General features: G+C 39.3%; 23 protein-coding genes and 1 other annotated feature. Of the genes, 14 read left to right on the top strand and 9 right to left on the bottom strand.

Annotation, left to right across the window (positions count from 1 at the left end; genetic code table 11):
• Window positions 1-41: 41 nt before the first annotated feature.
• A complete protein-coding gene (pepT, locus tag FC36_RS02715; protein WP_056986695.1) occupies window positions 42-1,289 on the bottom strand; it encodes a peptidase T in 1,248 nt (415 codons plus the stop codon).
• A gap of 11 nt (window positions 1,290-1,300) precedes the next feature.
• Window positions 1,301-2,944, bottom strand: coding sequence for a peptide ABC transporter substrate-binding protein (locus FC36_RS02710; protein ID WP_025021175.1), 1,644 nt, complete (start codon window positions 2,942-2,944; stop codon window positions 1,301-1,303).
• 48 nt (window positions 2,945-2,992) lie between these two features.
• Window positions 2,993-3,212: a binding site (T-box leader), on the bottom strand.
• A gap of 127 nt (window positions 3,213-3,339) precedes the next feature.
• Between FC36_RS02710 and FC36_RS02705 the strand changes: the two genes are divergently transcribed.
• From FC36_RS02705 to FC36_RS02660, 11 genes are all read left to right on the top strand, one after another.
• Complete coding sequence (locus tag FC36_RS02705) at window positions 3,340-3,669, top strand: ABC transporter substrate-binding protein (RefSeq protein ID WP_025021174.1); 330 nt, start codon at window positions 3,340-3,342, stop codon at window positions 3,667-3,669.
• Window positions 3,666-3,866: a hypothetical protein gene (locus tag FC36_RS02700; RefSeq protein WP_025021173.1), complete on the top strand. Its 201-nt coding sequence runs from the start codon at window positions 3,666-3,668 to the stop codon at window positions 3,864-3,866. The genes FC36_RS02705 and FC36_RS02700 overlap by 4 nt, the downstream gene beginning before the upstream one ends.
• Before the next feature lie 442 nt (window positions 3,867-4,308).
• Window positions 4,309-4,968, top strand: coding sequence for an amino acid ABC transporter permease (locus FC36_RS02695; protein WP_025021172.1), 660 nt, complete (start codon window positions 4,309-4,311; stop codon window positions 4,966-4,968).
• Window positions 4,949-5,623: an amino acid ABC transporter permease gene (locus FC36_RS02690; protein ID WP_025021171.1), complete on the top strand. Its 675-nt coding sequence runs from the start codon at window positions 4,949-4,951 to the stop codon at window positions 5,621-5,623. The genes FC36_RS02695 and FC36_RS02690 overlap by 20 nt, the downstream gene beginning before the upstream one ends.
• A gap of 1 nt (window position 5,624) precedes the next feature.
• The gene (locus tag FC36_RS02685; RefSeq protein WP_025021170.1) at window positions 5,625-6,365 is read left to right on the top strand and encodes an amino acid ABC transporter ATP-binding protein; all 741 of its coding nucleotides are present in this window, start codon (window positions 5,625-5,627) and stop codon (window positions 6,363-6,365) included.
• A gap of 15 nt (window positions 6,366-6,380) precedes the next feature.
• The gene (locus FC36_RS02680) at window positions 6,381-7,220 is read left to right on the top strand and encodes a transporter substrate-binding domain-containing protein (RefSeq protein WP_025021169.1); all 840 of its coding nucleotides are present in this window, start codon (window positions 6,381-6,383) and stop codon (window positions 7,218-7,220) included.
• A 139-nt stretch (window positions 7,221-7,359) separates the two neighbouring features.
• Window positions 7,360-7,458 (top strand): putative metal homeostasis protein, encoded by a 99-nt coding sequence (locus FC36_RS12090; RefSeq protein WP_161628292.1) that lies wholly within the window; start codon window positions 7,360-7,362, stop codon window positions 7,456-7,458.
• Between the two features lie 8 nt (window positions 7,459-7,466).
• Window positions 7,467-7,736, top strand: coding sequence for a 30S ribosomal protein S14 (rpsN, locus tag FC36_RS02675; RefSeq protein ID WP_023859661.1), 270 nt, complete (start codon window positions 7,467-7,469; stop codon window positions 7,734-7,736).
• Between the two features lie 205 nt (window positions 7,737-7,941).
• Window positions 7,942-8,697: a nucleoside phosphorylase gene (locus FC36_RS02670; RefSeq protein ID WP_023859660.1), complete on the top strand. Its 756-nt coding sequence runs from the start codon at window positions 7,942-7,944 to the stop codon at window positions 8,695-8,697.
• 135 nt (window positions 8,698-8,832) lie between these two features.
• Window positions 8,833-9,765, top strand: a complete 933-nt coding sequence (locus tag FC36_RS02665; protein WP_025021168.1) for a D-2-hydroxyacid dehydrogenase — start codon at window positions 8,833-8,835, stop codon at window positions 9,763-9,765.
• An 83-nt stretch (window positions 9,766-9,848) separates the two neighbouring features.
• On the top strand, window positions 9,849-10,142 hold the full coding sequence (locus FC36_RS02660; protein ID WP_025021167.1) for a hypothetical protein: 294 nt from the start codon (window positions 9,849-9,851) through the stop codon (window positions 10,140-10,142).
• A gap of 79 nt (window positions 10,143-10,221) precedes the next feature.
• Here FC36_RS02660 and FC36_RS02655 read toward each other — a convergent pair whose 3' ends face one another.
• Entirely contained in the window at window positions 10,222-11,454 is a 1,233-nt protein-coding gene (locus tag FC36_RS02655; RefSeq protein WP_056986694.1) for an MDR family MFS transporter, read from the bottom strand.
• A gap of 175 nt (window positions 11,455-11,629) precedes the next feature.
• On the opposite strand from FC36_RS02655, the gene FC36_RS02650 reads away from it, so the two are divergent.
• Window positions 11,630-12,973: an FAD-dependent oxidoreductase gene (locus FC36_RS02650; protein WP_025021166.1), complete on the top strand. Its 1,344-nt coding sequence runs from the start codon at window positions 11,630-11,632 to the stop codon at window positions 12,971-12,973.
• A 42-nt stretch (window positions 12,974-13,015) separates the two neighbouring features.
• Here the strand turns inward: FC36_RS02650 and FC36_RS02645 are convergent, their stop codons facing one another.
• From FC36_RS02645 to FC36_RS02620, 6 genes are read right to left on the bottom strand one after another with little or no spacing between them, the layout of a single operon-like run.
• Window positions 13,016-14,245, bottom strand: coding sequence for an ABC transporter permease (locus FC36_RS02645; RefSeq protein ID WP_025021165.1), 1,230 nt, complete (start codon window positions 14,243-14,245; stop codon window positions 13,016-13,018).
• Entirely contained in the window at window positions 14,242-14,925 is a 684-nt protein-coding gene (locus FC36_RS02640) for an ABC transporter ATP-binding protein (protein WP_023859654.1), read from the bottom strand. Before FC36_RS02640 ends, FC36_RS02645 begins: the two co-directional genes overlap by 4 nt.
• Window positions 14,918-15,961 carry an efflux RND transporter periplasmic adaptor subunit gene (locus FC36_RS02635; RefSeq protein ID WP_035188550.1) on the bottom strand — a complete coding sequence of 348 codons (1,044 nt, stop codon included), beginning with the start codon at window positions 15,959-15,961 and terminating at the stop codon, window positions 14,918-14,920. The genes FC36_RS02640 and FC36_RS02635 overlap by 8 nt, the downstream gene beginning before the upstream one ends.
• An 18-nt stretch (window positions 15,962-15,979) precedes the next feature.
• The gene (locus tag FC36_RS02630; protein WP_035188548.1) at window positions 15,980-16,666 is read right to left on the bottom strand and encodes a hypothetical protein; all 687 of its coding nucleotides are present in this window, start codon (window positions 16,664-16,666) and stop codon (window positions 15,980-15,982) included.
• On the bottom strand, window positions 16,659-17,531 hold the full coding sequence (locus FC36_RS02625) for an ATP-binding cassette domain-containing protein (protein WP_056986693.1): 873 nt from the start codon (window positions 17,529-17,531) through the stop codon (window positions 16,659-16,661). Before FC36_RS02625 ends, FC36_RS02630 begins: the two co-directional genes overlap by 8 nt.
• Window positions 17,524-17,895: a GntR family transcriptional regulator gene (locus FC36_RS02620; RefSeq protein ID WP_025021164.1), complete on the bottom strand. Its 372-nt coding sequence runs from the start codon at window positions 17,893-17,895 to the stop codon at window positions 17,524-17,526. Before FC36_RS02620 ends, FC36_RS02625 begins: the two co-directional genes overlap by 8 nt.
• Window positions 17,896-18,022: 127 nt before the next feature.
• Here FC36_RS02620 and FC36_RS02615 point away from each other — a divergent pair, with 127 nt between their 5' ends.
• Together FC36_RS02615 and FC36_RS02610 are read left to right on the top strand one after the other, a co-directional pair.
• Window positions 18,023-18,331, top strand: coding sequence for a hypothetical protein (locus tag FC36_RS02615; RefSeq protein ID WP_025021163.1), 309 nt, complete (start codon window positions 18,023-18,025; stop codon window positions 18,329-18,331).
• Between the two features lie 39 nt (window positions 18,332-18,370).
• Window positions 18,371-18,661 (top strand): DUF554 family protein, encoded by a 291-nt coding sequence (locus FC36_RS02610; protein ID WP_056986692.1) that lies wholly within the window; start codon window positions 18,371-18,373, stop codon window positions 18,659-18,661.
• Window positions 18,662-18,745: the final 84 nt, after the last annotated feature.

Genomic DNA, 18,745 nt, shown 5'->3' with positions numbered 1-18,745 from the left:
TAACCAATTGGATTTCTTCCATCGCTTCTTTTTACGTCCTGTTATGGTGTGCTTACGTCTTTTTGAGCTAAGTGCTCTGTTACAATTGTTGTAATAACTTTTTGAAGAATTTCCAATTGTTCCACTGTAACATACTCGTATTGACCATGGTAATTGCCACCTCCGTTAAAGAGGTTAGGAGCAGGGATACCTTTTTGCGTGATAAAATTACCATCAGTTCCGCCTCTAAATGGTTGAACGTTGGGAGTAAGTCCCACTTTTCGATAAGCATCAAGGGCAAGGTTCACAATATAAGGATTTTTGACGATTTCATCAGCGATGTTACGGTACTGTTCCCGGAGGTGTAATTTAAACCGTGGCTTATCAAGGTTGGCATTGAATTCAGCAACAAGAGCTTGTAAAAGTTGTTCTTTTTGGCGCCATTTATCATGATCAAAGTCGCGGACAATCATCTTAACTTGTGCATGGTCTACCGTAGCTTGATAACTGTGGACCAAGATAAAACCTTGATGATCCTTAGTTTTTTCAGGTACTTCATCTTTAGGTAATCGTGCAATAAATTCTTGGGCTAAAAGTCCGGCATTGACTAAAAGATGATAGGCGTTACCTGGATGGACGGAGGTTCCCTCAATGTCGAGAATAGCTTCTGAAGCATTGAAAGTCTCATATTGTAGTTCACCAGGTTGACCATTATCCAAAGTATAGGCAAATTCTACCGGGAAATCATGAGGATCAAAGCGTTGCGCACCAATTCCAATTTCTTCATCAGGGCCAAAGCCGAGGTAAAGGTCACCATGTTCAATTTCAGGGTGCTCTAAGAAATATTTCGCCGCTCCAAGTGCGGCAACTACGCCGGCCTTATCATCAGTTCCTAATAGGGTTGTCCCATCACTGGTAATCAAGGTTTGGCCCTTTAATTTTTTAACCTCTGGAAACTCAGTAACTGAAAGCACAATTTTCTTTTCGGTATTAAGGATAATGTCTTGGCCGTCATAGTTAGGATGGACTTGGGGTTGTACATTTTCTGCTGCAAAATCAGCGGTATCTAAGTGGGCAATAAAGCCGATAGCTGAAATCTCTTGATCCGTGTTACTTGGTAAGTATCCAATCGCAAAGCCTGATTTTTCGTTGTAATAAGCTTTAAGACCTAAGTCGCGCATATCAGCGACTAGCTTGAGAGCTAGTTCTTTTTGCCCGGGAGTTGAAGGAGTTAATTGATGACTGGCAAAGTCTGAACGACTATTATATTTTGCGTATTCAATAAACTTATCTTGAAGAAAATTGGTCATTTCAAAACCTCCTATTTGTTAGCAATGTATGCTTCCTTAAAATCATATGGGCAACCAACAGGGTTGTATAAGATATTCTTCACGTTGGCGCGGAGTAATTGTGGTTTGGCAACTTGGAAAAGTGGAATAGTTCCTTGTTCGTTCATTAAGACTTTTTCGGCCTTAACCAAAGCTTGCCAACGTTTTTCTGGTTGGTTGGCGTAAGTGTCTTCCGCTTCAGTTAAGAGTCGATTAAATTCTGTACTGTCGTAGCCAGAGGTGTTGTAGCTTGAACCTTTTTCAAAGACATCTAAGAAGTTGATTGGGTCAGCTAAGATGGCTTGCCAGTTCTTAACGGTCATGTCGTAATCACTTGCTGATTGACGTGCAATTAATTGTGTATATGGCAAGGACTGAACTTCAATCTTTAAGCCGTCTAACTTAGCCAATTGACTTTGTAAGAACTCGGCAACTTGTTTAGCACTATCAGTATCAGAAACCGAAAGAGTAACGGTTAAGGAATCAAGTCCTTCTTCTTTTAATCCTTCTTGCCAAAGTTTTTTAGCTTCCTTTAAGTTGTAAGCAACACCGGCTTTAACGTAGGCTTCGTCTTGGAATGCTTGGCCTGTCTTAGGGTTTTCTCCCATACCAGAAGGAACAAAACCTTTAGCTGGGACAGAACCGTCTTTCAAAACGTTATTTGTCAATGATTGACGATTGATAGCCAAGGAAATAGCCTTACGAAGCTTGAGGTTTTTGAAAGCTTCCACCTTAGTTTGGTTCAATTCTAAACGTTGGATAGCAGAGGCTTTTCTTTGATGATAAGCTTCATTGTTTTTGTTAGCTGCGACTTGGGCACCACTTAAGAGGGTTTCGTCTGCCTTATTTGATTGGAAAAGGTTGTAGGAAGTAGTTGTTGATTCGGTAACTAAGGAGTTAATTTCTTTCAGGTGAACATTTTTCTTGTCCCAGTAAGTATTATTTTTAACCAAAGTCCATTTTTTATTAGAACCAGTCCACTTAGTTAGACGGTAAGGTCCTAGGAAAACTTGATATTTAGCTTGAGTACCATACTTATCACCAAATTTCTTTACCGCGTTTTCATTTTGAGGGAAGAAAAGTGGGAAAGCCAAGAGGGTCTTGAAGTATGGCACTGGTTTAGTTAATTTGATTTGCAAGTGATAATCGTCAAGAGCTTTAACCCCTAAAGTATTGACAGCTTTTTCACTTTGATTGATGGCTTTGGCATTTTCAATTTGGTAGAGGTAAAAGGCCATGGAAGCTTTGGTTTTAGGATCAACCGTTCTTTGGTAGGCATAAACAAAGTCCTGGGCAGTCAAAGTATCACCGTTTGACCATTTAACGCCCTTACGCAAGGTGAAGTCATAAGTTTTACCGTCGGCTGAAACCTTTGCTTTTGTAGCGAGGGCAAGTTCAGGTTTTTGATTTTTTCCTAAACGGTAAAGCCCTTCTTGAGTGTTCAACAAAGTATTAAAAGAGGTCGTATCGGTTGCTAAAGAAGGGTCTTGGGTTGAAATCATCGCTGATTCAGTCCAATTTAAAGTCTGTTTATCGGAATAGGAACTGGTATTATCAGCCTTTTTTCCACAAGCAGCAAGTGTGAAAGTTGTCAGTAGGGCAATTCCTACAATGGATGTCGTCTTTTTGAGTTTCATAAAACTCCTCCTTTACTAAAAAAATCCCTAGAAATAACAGTTGTTATCTCTAGGGACGCTAATAAACAAATTTTAAGCGTGGTACCACCCAAATTCGCTAGGAAAATCCTAGCCTCAAACATGTTAACGCATGGCTGCGTGCTAGGCTCAAAGCTTCACCTAACAACCACTCCCGGACCATCTTCGCTATTTAAGGAAGGTCGCTTCGCAGCAATTAGCGACTCTCTGGGCATCCCGCCATAGTTACTCATCCATTCTTCGTGGTAAATAATTTATGCACTTATCATAAAAGTGATTTCATTTTTTGTCAAGAATAAATTAATTCTTTTTTAATTATATCAAATTTTTTGTAATTATAATTTTATTAATTTGAGAGACTTGTCTCTAAAAACTTAGTGGTTGATGGTGAAGGCAAAGACTTCGCTGCGTTAGCTACGAGCACCACTTCCACAACTTACAACTTGAAGAAGGCGCAACAATACTTCCAAGCGGGTTTGAAGGAATTAGGGCAAGATTCCCTAACTTTGAACCTCTTGGGTGATGATGATGCCACGAAGAGCATTACGGAATTTTTACAATCTCAATTAGCTTCCCACTTGGATGGCTTGAAAGTTGAAGTTACTAACATTCCTAAGCAATTACGGATTACGCGGATGCAATCCGGAGACTATGATTTGGTCTTCACTGGATGGGAGCGGACTTCCAAGATGCGATTTCCTTCTTGAACTTATTTACCACGGAAAGTACCTACACTTTTGGAAAGTGGGGGAATACTCAGTATGATGAATTAATTGCGAAGTCCAAGACGACGGATGCTAATGACGCAACTAAGCGTTGGAAGGATTTGACGCAAGCCTCTGACTTATTATTAGATGAAACTGCAATCGCACTATTGTATCAACCTTCAACGGTTACCATGTAGAAAGCTAAGGTTAAAGGTGTGGCTTACGATTCTGTAGGTCAATATAATTTTAAGGACGCTTATATTAAATATGCACCACCAAAATTTTGGGGTGCATTTTCAGATTAAATTACAAAAAATAGTATAAAAATTTACTTACAAAATGCTTGTGTTTTTTTCATAAAGGTGGTATAACTTAAAGCATAGACGGAGAAAACGTCAATTTGAACGGAAAGAGGGAAAGGATAATGACTCAATTTATTAATGTAATGCAAAACATGATGTGTATGTGTTGTTCATGTATGGTGAAAAATACATGCCTATTTGCATTTTCCAAATTGAGTTTTAAAACCCGTAGTCTAGGCTTGTAAGAGCTTAATTATTGGTTCTATGTATCCTTTTAGTTAGGAAACCAGCTCAATTTTGGGCTGGTTTTTTTGCTTTCCAGAGAGGAGGAAGTTTCATGGATTGGCAAATAATACAAGCTGCCTTACCCCAGTATCTGACAGGCTTTAGAGAAACGATTTATCTGTCTATAGTGGGGATTATATTAGCTTTATTAGTCGGAATAGTGATCAGCTTAGTAACTTATTTTAAAGTACCGATCCTAGCTAAAATTGCTAATTTCTACGTGGAGGTGGCTCGCAATACCCCACTGTTGATTCAGCTATTATTCTTATATTATGCTTTTCCAGTGTTGGGCATCAAGTGGTCAGCAACCACTTGTGGCATTATTGGCTTAGCCTTTTTAGGAGGCGCTTATATGGCTGACGGCTTTAGTGGAGGTTTTTATGGAGTTGCTCCCAGTCAGTTAGATAGTGGTCGTGCACTAGGATTATCAGATTTGCAATTAGCTTGGTACGTGGTTTTTCCCCAAGGTTTAACCCTTAGCGTTCCAGCTTTGGCTGCTAATGTTATCTTTTTAATCAAAGAAACGTCAATCTTTTCAATTATCGCCATTCCGGAACTGACTAATACGACCTTGGATTTAATCGGAATGTATTATCGCAGTAATGAGTACCTCTTTATGTTAGTGGTTGCATATGCCATCATCTTAATTCCATTGTCATTACTCTTTACTTGGTTGGAAAGGAAGGTACGTCATGCAACATTCGGGAATTGAGCTCTTATTTCAAGGGCATAACTTGGCTCGCTTGTTGGTTGGGTTACGAACGACGGTGGTTATTGCTTTAATTGCCTTAGTTCTAGGGTTAATTTTGGGTTTAGGCCTAGGAATTTTGCGAACCTTACATAATCGTGTTTTAAATTTCATTTTACGTTTGTATCTCGAATTTTTCCGAATTGTACCAACAGTAGTTTTGCTATTTTTGTTTTACTACATTTTACCGCGACAATTTAAAATTAATTTACCAGCTAATGAAGTTGCAGTCTTGGTGTTTGCATTGTGGGTGGCCGCTGAATTTAGTGATATTGTTCGGGGGGCTTTACAATCGGTGCCTAAACACCAAAGTGAATCAGGTTTGGCTTTGGGACTAAATTCATGGCAGCTATTCCGTTATGTTTTAGTTCCTCAAGCAGTTCGGCTAATGTTACCAGCAACAATTAACCTCGCGACACGGGTAGTTAAGACGACTTCGCTTTTAATGTTAATTTCCGTCATTGATGTGATCAGTGTTGGACAGCAAATTGTTGAAGCTAATAATACGAAATATCCTAATGGGATTTTTTGGATTTATGGTTTAATTTTTCTTTTTTACTTTGGGGTAAATTACCCCTTGTCTTACCTGGCCAAAAAATTAGAAAGGAGTAAGTCCTAAGATGGCAGCAGAAGTTTTAACAATTAAAAATTTAAATAAAAGTTATGGCACCAAGCAAGTTTTATTTGATATTAATTTTACGGTAGCTAAAGGTGAAGTCGTAACTTTGCTTGGCCCTTCAGGATCAGGAAAATCCACTCTAATTCGTTGTTTAAATGGTTTAGAAGAATTTCAAAGTGGGACTTATAGTTTTGAAGGTCAAGAAGTGATTGATAATAAAGATGTTTGGCGCCAGTTACGTCAAAAAGTAGGGATGGTTTTCCAAAGTTATGATCTTTTCCCTAATTTAACTGTCATGGAAAACATTCTACTAGGACCCACTAAGGTTCAAAAGCGCCCCCGTCAAGAGGTAATTGTCGAAGCGCAGGCGTTATTGAAAAAAGTCGGCTTGGAAAATTATCAAGATGTCTATCCACGCCAGTTATCTGGGGGTCAAAAACAAAGAATCGCGATTGTGCGGGCCTTAGCATTACATCCTGAGGTTATGTTATTTGATGAGGTAACAGCTTCCTTGGATCCTGAGATGGTTCGGGGGGTTTTGGAAATTATTAAAGATTTATCGCAAAATGAGCATATGACAATGGTGATTGTGACGCATGAAATGAATTTTGCAGCCCAAATTGCTGATAAAGTTTTATTTTTAGAAAATGGGCATATTTTGGAAGAAACGGCGGGGAAAGACTTCTTTACCAAGCCACAAACGAAACGTGCCCAAGAATTTTTAGATAGTATGGATTTTTAAGAGAGGTATTTTAATATGAAGAAATTTAAAAAGTTATTACTTGCATCCTTAGCATTTGCTACTTTGATTGGTGGGGTAGCAAGTTTCCGCCAAGTTGCTCAAGCTGATAGTAATCCAAGTAGTGTTGCCGCTATTAAAAAGCGCGGTACTTTACGGGTCGCTGTCTTTGGTGATTTGAAACCTTATGGTTGGGTAGATAAAGATGGTAAGCGAACGGGGTTTGACGTTGAAATCGCACGCCAATTCGCAAAAGATTTAGGCGTTAAACCTAAATTTGTTCAAGTTAACGCTAATAACCGAGTAGATGCACTATCTTCTGATAAGGTAGATGTGGTCTTAGCTAACTTTACTGTAACTGACGAACGTAAGCAAGTAGTTGATTTTGCTAAACCATACATGAAGGTTTCGGTGGGAGTTTTATCTAAGAAAAATGACAAAGTGACTAAGACGTCCCAATTAAAAGGTCAAAAATTGATTGTTAATAAGGGAACAACAGCGGAAACATACTTCACTCAAAATGCCTCTAAATTAGGGGTAGACTTATTGAAGTTCGATTCTAAGACCCAACAATTTAACGCCCTAAAAAATGGCCGTGCTGATGTCTTAGCCGATGATAATACTTACCTCTACACTTGGGCTAAGAATAATCCTGATTATGTTGTGGGGATTAAGGAATTGGGACCTCAATCTTACATTTCCCCAGCTGTGAAAAAGGATAACAAGGACTTGCTCAAGTGGACTAACAAAGAAATTGCTAAATTAGATAAGGATGGTTTCCTTGACCAAACTTACAAGAGTCAATTGGCGCCTTACTTTACGAAAGATGTTAAGGCGAGTGACGTTTTAGTAAAATAGCATAACTAGAGTGCTCGCATTAGCGGGCATTTTTTCTCCCTAAAAATAAAAAGTAATAATTACTATTTACAAAGAGATTGATTTGTTATATAATTCAAAAAGCGTAATGATTACAATTTAAATCAGAGAGGATGATTTGATGACTTTAGCAAGTGCTTATCGAATGTTGAAAAGTCCCAACATTAAAACGCGTAAACGAGCTTTAAAGGTTATTCATGAACACAAGCGACGTAAGTAGGAGGAACAATGGCAAGAAAAGCGATAATTGAAAGAGAAAAGAAGCGAAAGGCTATGGTAGAGCGGTATGCGCAAAAACGGGCAGAGTTGAAGGCACGTGGTGATTGGGAGGCTTTAAGCAAGTTACCTCGTAATGCTTCGCCAACGCGCCTGCACAATCGCGATCGGCTAGATGGTCGTCCACGCGGTTACTTGCGTGATTTTGAAATGTCACGATTAAATTTCCGGCGTTTAGCTTTAGCAGGTAAGATTCCTGGTGTTAAGAAAGCTAGTTGGTAAAGATAGTAGCTTAAGGTAAGTTCCACCTATACTGGTGGGGCTTATTTTAGTTGCATTGGATAGTTAGGTATATTGTTAGTGAGAGCGTAAAACAATGAGTGTTACATACTTCTTTTGAGACCTCTTATTCTTAAAAATTAAAAAAATTGACATCATTTATTAAGTTTGTTATAATTTCCTAAAATTTATTGATGAGGTATGTTTTATGTCTAAATTACCACTATTCGAGTTTGATTCAAATCCTCAAGCTGTGCTTCAGCCCAACCATGAACACCTTAATCTTAAGCTACCAGCTAAGTTTATTTATGGCTTCGTAGGCAGCAGCTCGCTGTCAAAATTTCTAAGCGCCTTCCCTCACCGTAAATTGGGTGAATTTGTTTGCATCTCTAAGACAACTCCTATCTATGCTTTTACATATCAAGGCCAAGAAATTGGTATTTGTGAAGCTTCCTTAGGTGCTCCCGCAGCTACTCAAATTATGGATTGGCTAATTGCTTACGGAGCGCAAACTATTATTGCTACCGGTTCTTGTGGGGCCTTAGTAGATTTACCAGAAAATACTCTTTTAATTCCCGAACGAGCTTTACGGGATGAAGGTACTTCTTACCATTATCTTCCAGCGCAAACCACGGTGACTCTTAACCGAAAATTAACTGAACTTTTAGCCCAAGTGAGCACGGCTCACGGCTATCAGGCGCAGGTGTGTCAAACTTGGACCACTGACGGTTTTTATCGTGAAACTCGGACTAAGGTTAAACATCGCATTGCTGCGGGATATCAAGTAGTTGAGATGGAATGCGCGGCTTTAGCTGCCTGTGCAGCCTTTCGTCACGTTGATTTTGCCCAACTACTTTTTACCGCTGATAGTTTATACTCTAGTACGCATGATGCCCGTGGTTGGGGGGAAGATTCTCATCAAGTTGTGCTCAAAATTTGTTTGCATACCCTAATGACATTATAAAACGATTTTTTCGTGTTATTGCTTGTTGCAACACGACACCTCAATTATTGGCTCTATTTAATGAACAGTATGTACAAGTTGAATTGGAGTGGAAAATGGCTTAAAATTAAAGGTAAATATGAGGTGATTTTTAAAATGAAAATAGCGAGTGTCCTTCCTTTAAAGGGAGAGTTACAAGAAAAATTAGCAAAAATGACGGGAGCCAAAGTTGTGACTGAAGCCTCAGTAGCTGAATTAGCTCAAGCTGAAATTATTTTGGGGTGGGATGAGAAAGTTTCTGAAGTCTTAAGTGGTGAAAATAAAATTAAATGGTTACAAGCTTGGTCAGCTGGGGTAGACAACTTTCCATTAGCAGAATTAGCCCAAAAAGAAATTTACCTAACCACAGCAAGTGGGGCTAATGCACCAGGAATTGCTCAACAAGTATTGGGTTATCTTTTGAATTTCGCACGTAAGCTACATGTTAGTTACGATTTACAAAGGGCTCACCAATGGGAGATTCCAGCAGGAATTATGGAACTAACAGAGCGCAAGCTTTTAATTGTCGGAACGGGAAGTATCGGTCAAAGTCTGGCACAGTTGGCGCAAGCTTTTGGAATGAAAGTTTATGGCGTTAATACCTATGGTCATCATGTAATGAATTTTAATGATTGTTATGCGATTACGGAACTTGAAACGGTATTACCGGAAGCTGATTTTGTAGTTAATGCTTTACCTCTGACTCCTCATACTAAGCATACATTTAGCAAGCATCAATTTTCGGCGATGTCTGATAAGGCTTATTATATATCAGTAGGGCGAGGACAAACAACTGACACGTCAGCATTGGAGACAGCTCTAAAAGAAGGAATGATTGCCGGAGCTGCTTTAGATGTCTTTGAAGAAGAACCTTTATCTAAGGATAGCACTTTATGGGATTTACCGAATATTTTAATTACCGCTCATACAGCAGGCCAAACCAATTTTTATGCAGAAAGGATTATCGACAGTTTTCTGTTGAATTTCCAGTATTATCAACAAGGATTGGCTCCAGCTAAAAATTTAGTTAATTATGATTTAGGATATTGATCTTTTCAAAAAAACTTGTGCACGAGATTATTTTCATCTAAAATTAAGATAACTTTAGAAATTTTAAGAAGAGGATATTTTGCATGAAAGAAGTAAGACCAGGAGAAATCCTATCAGAACATCCGGTTACACCAAATCTTGGTGATATGGGGTATACCTTTGTTGAAAAGGCCAAGTTAATGGCGGTCGATGACCTAGGCAGTCAATATCAGCACCGACGTTTTAGACTTGTCGTAACTTTTGCAGGTCAAGAGAAAACTGGGGTAGCTAGCGTCCCCGCTTCGATACCTGTGACTTTTGAAGTTGGACAAATCGTTTCTTTATATTACTTAGAGACAGAAGAAGGCATTGATTTTAGAGAAGTTAAAGTAGTTTAACTCCTGTCATAAATTTAAAAGTGCTAGAAATTAGCATTCCTAATGGAGCTGATTTCTAGCACTTTTTGTCATTAAATTACTATTTCGTTAGTTGGCGTAACTTTTGGTGAGCAGAGTAGGCCACCAGGCTTAAACCTAGTCCGGAAATAAAGATAAAAGCAATTTGGACTCCTAGACGTCCAGTGAAGTAACTCAAAGAAACTAAACTAGAAGCAAGGATGCTCCCCAAAGGTTGAGACATAGCGATAAAACCGGAATAAGAACCAATCTTATTTTCGTCCATCATATCTGCCCGTAAGACTTGACTAGCAGGTACGTTAATCATTTCTCCAATTGTAAAGAAGACAACGGCCAACCACAATGGGAGGAAAGATTCAAAAGTGAAACAAAAGAGCATTCCTAAGGCGTAAATCACAGATCCTGAAATTAATTGAGCCATTAAAGAAAGTGGTTTGGTCAGGCGATTAACGAGGGTCATGAAAATTACAATAAGAATTGTATTTGTAAAAATCATGACTGACAACATTTTGGCGCCTGTGATGGTTATCCCCAAGATTTGTGTCGTTTGGAAACTTAATTTTAAGTGAACTGGTACATAATTATCCATTTGTAGCCAAGCGCTTGCAAAGAGAGTTGAGCCGACGGCATATAGTACAAAGATTTTATCAGTTAAGACTTCTCCGTAGTTTTTAAAAGTATCGAAAATTCCGAGGCCGTGCTCGAAATCAGCGTCTGCAGACTTAGTTTCATCAAAATAGAAGTAGGTAATGAAGAAACAAATGGTATTTACCACAAAAAGTCCAATGAGTAGTTCCAAGAAGTACTGGTCATAAAAGAGTCCTGAAATTCCGGCCCCCAACATAACCGCAATATTGATGAACCAGTAACTGATGGTGTAGACAAAACGACGGTTACTTTCATCAGTCAGATCAATCAACATGGCTTCATAAGCGGGCTGGTAAAAGTTTGAAGAAATTGCTTCAATTAAAATGCCCACAAAAGTTAACCCTGGTAAGACGTGGTGGGGGAAATTAGCTAAAATGGTTAAAAACCAACCGATACTGGTCCCAATTGAGCCGAGGACAACTACTTTTTTACGTCCGATAGCATCGGAGAGGTGACCACCATACAAGGTACCTACAAAACCAGCTAAACTTGTAATCATCATTAATACTCCGGTCCAAAAAGCACCGAAGTAATTGGTGTAGTACATCGCCATAAAAGGGTAAACGCTCGAACCTAGGGTAATGGTAATGAAGCGAATTAATTCCCGAAGTTGAATTTGTTTAGGCAAGGTAAAAAATTCTTGCATGACTAACGCTCTCTTTCTTTAGAATTATCCTTTAATTTTAATACATTCTTAATCTAAGAGGGACAGAAATTTATGTACTTTTTGTAAGCAAAATCTTTGACTAAAGTAAGTGAAGGTGTTAGTCTTAAAAGAAAGCGAGTACATCGTTAAAAATCTATTTTGGAGTGAGTTAAAGATGGAAAAATTTACGAATATTGTGATTGGCTTTGGTAAGGGAGGCAAAACGCTGGCCAAGACTTTAGCTACTAACGGCCAAGATGTTTTATTAATTGAAAAGTCGGCTCAAATGTATGGTGGGGCTTGCATCAATGTAGCTTGCCTTCCTTCCAAACGCTTGGTTTTAAATGCAGCTGCGGGAATGCCTTTTAGTCAAGCAGTAGTTGCCAAAAATGAAATGACCAACCAGTTGCGTAATAAAAACTATCATATGGTGGCCGATGAAACTCAAGCGACGGTGTTAGATGGGAAAGCGCGCTTTGTAAGTAATCATGTCCTTGAAATTACCTTAGCAGACGGCAAATCAATGCAAGTGGAAGGTCAAAGAATTTTCATTAATACAGGTTCGAAGGCAATTATGCCCGAAGTTGAAGGCTTAAAGGAAAGTAAGTTTCGTTTGGATTCAACCACAGCGATGGAACAAAGTGAGAGACCTAATCGGTTAATAGTTTTAGGCGCGGGTTACATTGGTTTGGAATTTTCGTCCATGTTTACCAAGTTTGGTAGTCAAGTAACGGTTCTTGACCGGAATCAAGAATTCTTAAAACGTGAAGATGAGGATATTGCTCATACGCTTTATGAAGATTTAACGGCAGATGGGATTGATTTTAAGTTAGGGGCGCAAGTTCAAGCAATTATTGATCATGAAAACGAAGTCGAAGTAGTCTATGAAGTTGCTGGTCAAAAGCAGAGTGTCAGAGCTGATAAATTCTTAGTGGCCTTAGGACGACAAGCTAACACACAAGATTTAGGTTTGGAAAATACTGGGATTGCTACCAATCCAAATGGATCTGTAAAGGTCGATGATTTCTTACAAACCACAGTTGAAGGTGTTTGGGCTTTAGGGGATGTTAATGGAGGCTTGCAATTTACTTATATCTCCTTGGATGATTTTCGGATTGTTAAGGATCAACTGCTGGGTGATGGCAAGCGACGCTTATCTGACCGCACAGTCGTTCCTTACAGTGTCTTTACGCAAACGCCATTATCTAATGTGGGTCTAACTGAAAAACAAGCCCAAGCACAAGGAATTGATTACCAACTCTTTAAATTATCTGCCATGGCCATTCCTAAAGCTAAGGTGATTGGCAATCAACGAGGTTTATTAAAAGCCTTAGTTAACCCTAAAGATGATACCATTTTAGGGGCAAGCCTCTACATGGAAGAATCCTACGAAGTAATCAATTTACTAGCCTTGGCCATCAAAGCTAAGATTCCTTATACCCAATTACGTGATCAAATTTACACTCATCCAACCATGTCCGAAGCTTTAAATGACCTTTTCAAGGCGCCAGTTAAATAAAAAAATAAGACGATAATTAAATTTATCGTCTTATTTTGCGTATTATCGTAAAATATCGATGAGGTTTTTGTTAGCGGCTTGCTTGGCAGGGAGGATCCCGAAAATTAGTCCCACGGCTGCCGAAACACCAAAGGCAAGTAGGAAGGCCCCAATAGAAATATGGGCTTTAACATTAATTCCTCCAGAGAACATTCCGGATAAGAGGGGTGCTAGCAGGTGAGAAAGTCCTGCCCCGACTACAAAACCAATCATCCCTCCAGTGACGGTTAAGATAGTAGCCTCTACCAAAAATTGTACCATGATATTTTGAGGGGTAGCTCCGACCGCGAGGCGAATCCCGATTTCTTGTGTACGTTCAGACACGGAAATATACATCATGTTCATAACCCCAATTCCGGCGATAAAAAGGGAGATAGCAGCGATAAGCGAGATAAAACCAGTAATGACCCCAATAGTAGCCGAAGCTTGTTTGAGGGCTTTTTCATAATCGAGATATTCGTAAGTGCCGGCATGGGCTGCCGAACCATTTTTTTTCAGGTATTTGGCCAGCTGTTTAGAAATTTTGCTAGCGTTGGCTCCTTTAGCAAAAGTAAGTTTAATTTCATTACCGCTATCTTCCGTTTGATTTTGGTAATAAACTTGATATGGAATTAAGGCTGTTACACCGTAACGATTTAAGGAGCCATAACTATCTAAGGTGCTTTGCCCATGATACACGCCGACAATACGATAACTATTACTACCTAAGGAGAGACTTGCGCCAAGGGCGGCTTCCATTGACCCGAATTGTTTCTTGGCCACCTTGTCTTTTAAGAGCGCAACCGCCTGGTTAGAAAATAAATCTGCTTGGCTTATATTACGTCCGGCTAGGATTTTAATTTTTTCAGTTGGCTTCTTCAAAAGGCTAGTAGTAATGGTTTGTTGACGATTACCCAATTGTCCTTTAAGAGATAAACCGGTTTGGTCGTGAATGACCTTAATCTTAGTGACCTGTGAGGGGAATTTTTGGCGCAAATTAGCTAAGTCGGTTGGAGTAAAACCAACAACTGTTGAAATCGAATCATCAGTATAGAAGTCAATTTCAGTAGTTTGTTCCCCCTGGCTAGAAGAACCAAAGGTATCATAGAGTGTTTTTTTCACCCCAGCTCCCATCCCTAAGATGGTGATTACGGCTGCAATCCCAATCGCAATCCCAATAATGGTTAGAAAAGAACGCTTTTTATTGGCAATCAATGATTGGGTAGCAGTTTTAAGCAATTCGATTCCGATCATATGGTTCCCTCCTGACTATCAGCAACGATGCGTCCATCTAAGATACGAATCGTTCGTTGACACTGAGCGGCAACTTTGGGGTCGTGGGTTACCATAATAATTGTGGTCCCGTTAGCATTTAATTCTTTAAAAAGATTCATAATTTCTTGACTAGTTTCAGTATCCAAAGCCCCTGTAGGTTCATCAGCAATCAAGAAATGCGGATTAGTAGCAATAGCCCGAGCAATCGAAATTCGTTGTTGTTGTCCCCCAGACATATTTTTGGCGAAAGATTCCTCATAGCCCGCAAGTCCAACTTGTGTCAGAACGTGAGAGACACGTTCTTTGACAGCTGCTCGTCTCATTCCGGCGTATAAAAGCGGGAGGGCGACATTTTCTTGAACATTAATTCCTTGGATAAGTTTAAAGTTTTGGAAAACAAAGCCTACATTTCGGTTACGTAGGGCAGAGAATTGTTTCCGGCTAAAATCATGAAGTGCTTGACCTTGAAAATAATAATTGCCACTAAATTCTTGGTCTAAAAAGCCAATGATGTTAATTAGGGTAGACTTTCCGGACCCTGACTCACCTACGATAGCGACTAATTCACCTTCTTGAATTTCTAAATCAATATCGTGAAGAATGTGAACACTATTAGTCCCCTGTTGATAAGACTTGTTAATTTTTTCAAGTTTAATCATTGCTGTCAATAGAATCACCATCCTTGAGTTTTGTATCAGGGTTAGCAATAATTTTTTGCCCCGCCTTAAGTCCATCAGTGACTACGAAAACTGCTCCTTTAATTTGGCCATCGACACGAATTGCACGAACCTTACCGTGTTGGTAAACAAAAACGTGGTGTTTTTTCACCGCTTTAGCAGCGATCTGCACTTCACTTTGTTTAGCTGCGAGTTTGACAGTTTGCCCATTCATAAAGCTTTCAGGTGAGAGATCGGCATGGATTTCATATTTGGAGCCATTGCTCTTACCATCTTCACGAGCAGGGAAAGTGGCTAAGAAGCTAACTTTAGTGTCTTGGTGGTGGTTAGTAGCCGTAGCGGTTACTGTTACCGGTGTATCAACCTTAACTTTGTTATAGTCATATTCAGAAATGTATCCTTTGAATTGTAAACCTGCTGAATAAAGCGTTAAAACTGGATGATTTTGCTTGGAATCATCGACAGCGATAATGCCATCAAAAGGAGCGGTTAAAGTAGGATTAACTTTAGCTTGGGCTGTAGCTAATTTAGTATTATCTTGATTCAAGTCTGCTTGGGCATCGGCTACTTGGTTTTGAGCTTCGGTTAATTGACTTTGTAGTTCGCTGTAGCCATCATCACTTTGACTGAGTCCGCGCATTTGGCGTTGGAGGTTAGCGATGGTCCGTTGTTGACTATTTTGGCTACGTTGCTGTTTGCTGATATCAGCTTGAAGGCTAGCAACTTCTTGGGCCGCAGTTTCGTCATAGGCTGTTACTAAAGTCTCTCCACGTTGGACTTTTTGTCCGTTAACGACAGCAATATTTTGCACCTTACCGTTAGGAAGGTCTAAAACTTGACTTTGATTAGGAATAACACTACCAGTTAAGGTTAGGTCAGCGGTTTTAGCAACCGTAACGACTTGATAGTGTGGACCTTTGTCCTTTTTAGGTTTGTTTAAAAAGAAAATTAAGCATAATAAACAGATAAGTGCAATTCCGCCGATAATGAGGCGCTTTTTAGTAAAAAATTTTTTCATAATAAATCCCCTTTAAAATTAATCACGTCGTTGTTGTTGACGCATAGTAAAGAAATATTGTAAACCGACTAGAATTAGTAAATAAAGGATGAAACTAACATAGTTATTACTAATAATTTGGACAACTTTGGCGATATGCATAGCAGTCGCTTTATCCATAAGGAAATAGAGGCGGGCAAGTTGGTAGATGAAAAAGAATAAGATAGTTGGTAACCCAATCCCGACAATCCATTTACCTAGTCGATTTAATAAGGAAAAACCAGTACCAATGGTTAAGAAAGTTAGATTAAGGGCGATGTTACGCCATAGTTCATAAGAACTCTGTAATCCGATTTCTGAGAGAGGTAAATTGGAGATGGCGCCATTAGTTAGTAAAAAGTTGGAAATAAAAGAAATTATTTCAATTACGATTAAAAGGCAAATGAAAATAACCCACTCAGCGAGCCAAATGGTTTGGCGACTAATCCCTGCTTGAATTCCCAAGCGGAAAATACGGTAGGGGACTTGCAGTAAAAATACCATAATGCAAAAGGCAGTCATAGCGGCAAAGAAGCCCCAAATGCTATCAAAGGTACTTTTTAAATTTGTCGAGGAAATTAAAAAGAAAAATCCCGTAAGCATGCTAATCCCAAAAACATAAGCCCAACTAAGAAAAAACTCTTTTAATAAATTTTGGGCTAAAATCTGGACTTTACGACTAATCATGTAGTGATGCCTCCTTTTGTGTTAAAGCGATAAAAGCCTGTTGTAAGTCTAGGTGTTCAATTTTAACCAAATCAGGAATAATCCGATCGTCATCTAATCCGGTTGTGAGATAAGAAGTTTTTAGTCCGGGAACTTCGGTACTATAAGCAACATCTAAACCTTTCAGATACTGGTCAACCTCGGCAGCCGGTCCCGAAATGGCATAAGACTGTGCTAATAATTCCTCAACATCCTGATTTAAAACGAGTTGCTGCTGGTCAATAATGAAGACATGTTGTAAGAGGTTTTGGACTTCAGAAATAAGGTGGGTTGAAATGACAATGGCTTTCTCACTAGCTTCAAAAGAAGTAAGCAGCTCGGTATAAAAAGTTTCGCGGTGAGCGGCGTCTAAACCAAGCGTAGGTTCGTCCAAGAAAATAAATTGTGCTTGGACGTTTAAAGCAGTAATCAATTTAGCGATAGTTCGCATCCCTGTCGAAAGATTGGTTAACTTTTCTTTGGGATTGAGATTAAAACGTTGAGCCATGCGATAAGCGCCTTCTTGGTCAAAATCATCATAGCTAGCAGCTACTAATTTAAAAAGATTTTCCACTTTGGTCTGCTTAGGGTAGTTGTCGGCTTCGCTCATTAAGTAGATTTGATTAAGAGCGACCGAGTTATTATTTATATTTTGGCCATCTAAGGTGATTTCACCTTCGCTAGGGAAGTTACGGTTACTAATAAGGTTAAGTAAAGTACTCTTTCCCGTCCCATTACGTCCTAAAAGGCCATAGATTTTACCGGTTTCGATTTCAAGGTTAATTTTATTTAAGACTGGTTTACGCCAGAAATGTTTACTGACGCCGGTAAGTTTTAATTTAGTCATGGTCATACCCCCGTTTGATTAAGTTGATTAATGTATCTTCATTAATATTAAGTTTACAAGCTTCGGCAACAATTGCTTTAACATAATTGCTGTAAAAGTCTTCTTGGCGTTTGGCTTGAATCATTGCCGGCGCTTTTGCAGTCACGAACATTCCGAGTCCCCGTTTTTTTTCGAGGAGGCCTTTATCAACGAGCTGGTTCATCCCTTTCAGAATCGTAGCAGGATTGACATGAAGTTGCTGGGAAAGTTGCGTAGTGGAAGGAACTTGATCGTGGGGTTTGAAAATTCCCAAGAAAATCATTTCTTCCAATTGGTCGGCCAATTGTTGATAAATTGGCCGACTTTGGTCAAAAGTAAAATTCATCAAACTCACCTCCTGGGTCAGTTGGTTAATTACTCATGTAACTAACTATATAACACTAAGGATATGACGTCAAGGTTTTGGGAAAATCTTTTATTACAAATGTTATAATGTTGGAGGAGGTAGAAATGTGAAACATGAAGAAAGACTAGCGGAATTAAATAATAAGCTTGGCGCTTTTTATGAAGCTTTAGATAATGAAACGGCCCAAGCGCTAGTGCGGGAGGCTTATTATCAAATTAATCAGGGAAGCCCTCAAGCAAATTATCATGCTATTCCGCAGGCTATGCAGGAGTTAAAGCGTGGCTTAGGAACCTTATCAATGAGGCGAGCTAACTACTTAACGGGACAAAGTGCACTTCTATGGCGGGAATTAGAGCCATATACCAGGCAAAGTTTCTTACAAAATATTGGCTTAGCACGTGGATATTTCGGGTGAACCTCATTAACTAGAAGCTAAGAAGAAAGGGGGAAAATTATGATTGGAAGTGGTACATTAGTGAATACCTTAGCCGTGGCTGGGGGCGGAATTTTGGGTTACCTAGGACAAAGGTTAATTTCAAACCGCATTCAAGCCGGGGTATTAAAAGCAATGGGGCTAGCGGTCTTTTTTATCGGAGTGGCAGGGTGTTTGAGTCAAATGTTGATTATTAAGGGAACCAGGCTGTCAACTCAAGGAGAAATTATGCTAGCCGTTAGTCTAGGGTTAGGGACCGTCATTGGCGAGCTACTTAATCTTGATGCGGGTTTTAATGAAAAAGGAGCGTAAATCCCCCTACTTTAGTGGGGGGATTTACGCTCCACTCGATAGCTCGTAAGAGCTATTTTGTTTTTTTCTAAATATTCTTTAGCC

The organism is Ligilactobacillus equi DSM 15833 = JCM 10991 (assembly GCF_001435735.1).
GTDB lineage: Bacteria > Bacillota > Bacilli > Lactobacillales > Lactobacillaceae > Ligilactobacillus > Ligilactobacillus equi.
This window is presented reverse-complemented; position numbering and strand designations above follow the sequence as displayed.

Coding starts and splice junctions, on each gene's coding strand:
- FC36_RS02640 (WP_023859654.1), bottom strand. CDS start 14,925: ATGATTAAACTTGAAAAAATTAACAAGTCTTATCAACAGGGGACTAAT.
- FC36_RS02630 (WP_035188548.1), bottom strand. CDS start 16,666: ATGATTAGTCGTAAAGTCCAGATTTTAGCCCAAAATTTATTAAAAGAG.
- FC36_RS02665 (WP_025021168.1), top strand. CDS start 8,833: ATGAAAATAGCGAGTGTCCTTCCTTTAAAGGGAGAGTTACAAGAAAAA.
- FC36_RS02650 (WP_025021166.1), top strand. CDS start 11,630: ATGGAAAAATTTACGAATATTGTGATTGGCTTTGGTAAGGGAGGCAAA.
- FC36_RS02680 (WP_025021169.1), top strand. CDS start 6,381: ATGAAGAAATTTAAAAAGTTATTACTTGCATCCTTAGCATTTGCTACT.
- FC36_RS02690 (WP_025021171.1), top strand. CDS start 4,949: ATGCAACATTCGGGAATTGAGCTCTTATTTCAAGGGCATAACTTGGCT.
- FC36_RS02685 (WP_025021170.1), top strand. CDS start 5,625: ATGGCAGCAGAAGTTTTAACAATTAAAAATTTAAATAAAAGTTATGGC.
- FC36_RS02710 (WP_025021175.1), bottom strand. CDS start 2,944: ATGAAACTCAAAAAGACGACATCCATTGTAGGAATTGCCCTACTGACA.
- FC36_RS02645 (WP_025021165.1), bottom strand. CDS start 14,245: ATGATCGGAATCGAATTGCTTAAAACTGCTACCCAATCATTGATTGCC.
- FC36_RS02625 (WP_056986693.1), bottom strand. CDS start 17,531: ATGACTAAATTAAAACTTACCGGCGTCAGTAAACATTTCTGGCGTAAA.
- FC36_RS02635 (WP_035188550.1), bottom strand. CDS start 15,961: ATGAAAAAATTTTTTACTAAAAAGCGCCTCATTATCGGCGGAATTGCA.
- FC36_RS02660 (WP_025021167.1), top strand. CDS start 9,849: ATGAAAGAAGTAAGACCAGGAGAAATCCTATCAGAACATCCGGTTACA.
- FC36_RS02655 (WP_056986694.1), bottom strand. CDS start 11,454: ATGCAAGAATTTTTTACCTTGCCTAAACAAATTCAACTTCGGGAATTA.
- FC36_RS12090 (WP_161628292.1), top strand. CDS start 7,360: ATGACTTTAGCAAGTGCTTATCGAATGTTGAAAAGTCCCAACATTAAA.
- FC36_RS02670 (WP_023859660.1), top strand. CDS start 7,942: ATGTCTAAATTACCACTATTCGAGTTTGATTCAAATCCTCAAGCTGTG.
- FC36_RS02695 (WP_025021172.1), top strand. CDS start 4,309: ATGGATTGGCAAATAATACAAGCTGCCTTACCCCAGTATCTGACAGGC.
- rpsN (WP_023859661.1), top strand. CDS start 7,467: ATGGCAAGAAAAGCGATAATTGAAAGAGAAAAGAAGCGAAAGGCTATG.
- pepT (WP_056986695.1), bottom strand. CDS start 1,289: ATGACCAATTTTCTTCAAGATAAGTTTATTGAATACGCAAAATATAAT.
- FC36_RS02610 (WP_056986692.1), top strand. CDS start 18,371: ATGATTGGAAGTGGTACATTAGTGAATACCTTAGCCGTGGCTGGGGGC.
- FC36_RS02620 (WP_025021164.1), bottom strand. CDS start 17,895: ATGAATTTTACTTTTGACCAAAGTCGGCCAATTTATCAACAATTGGCC.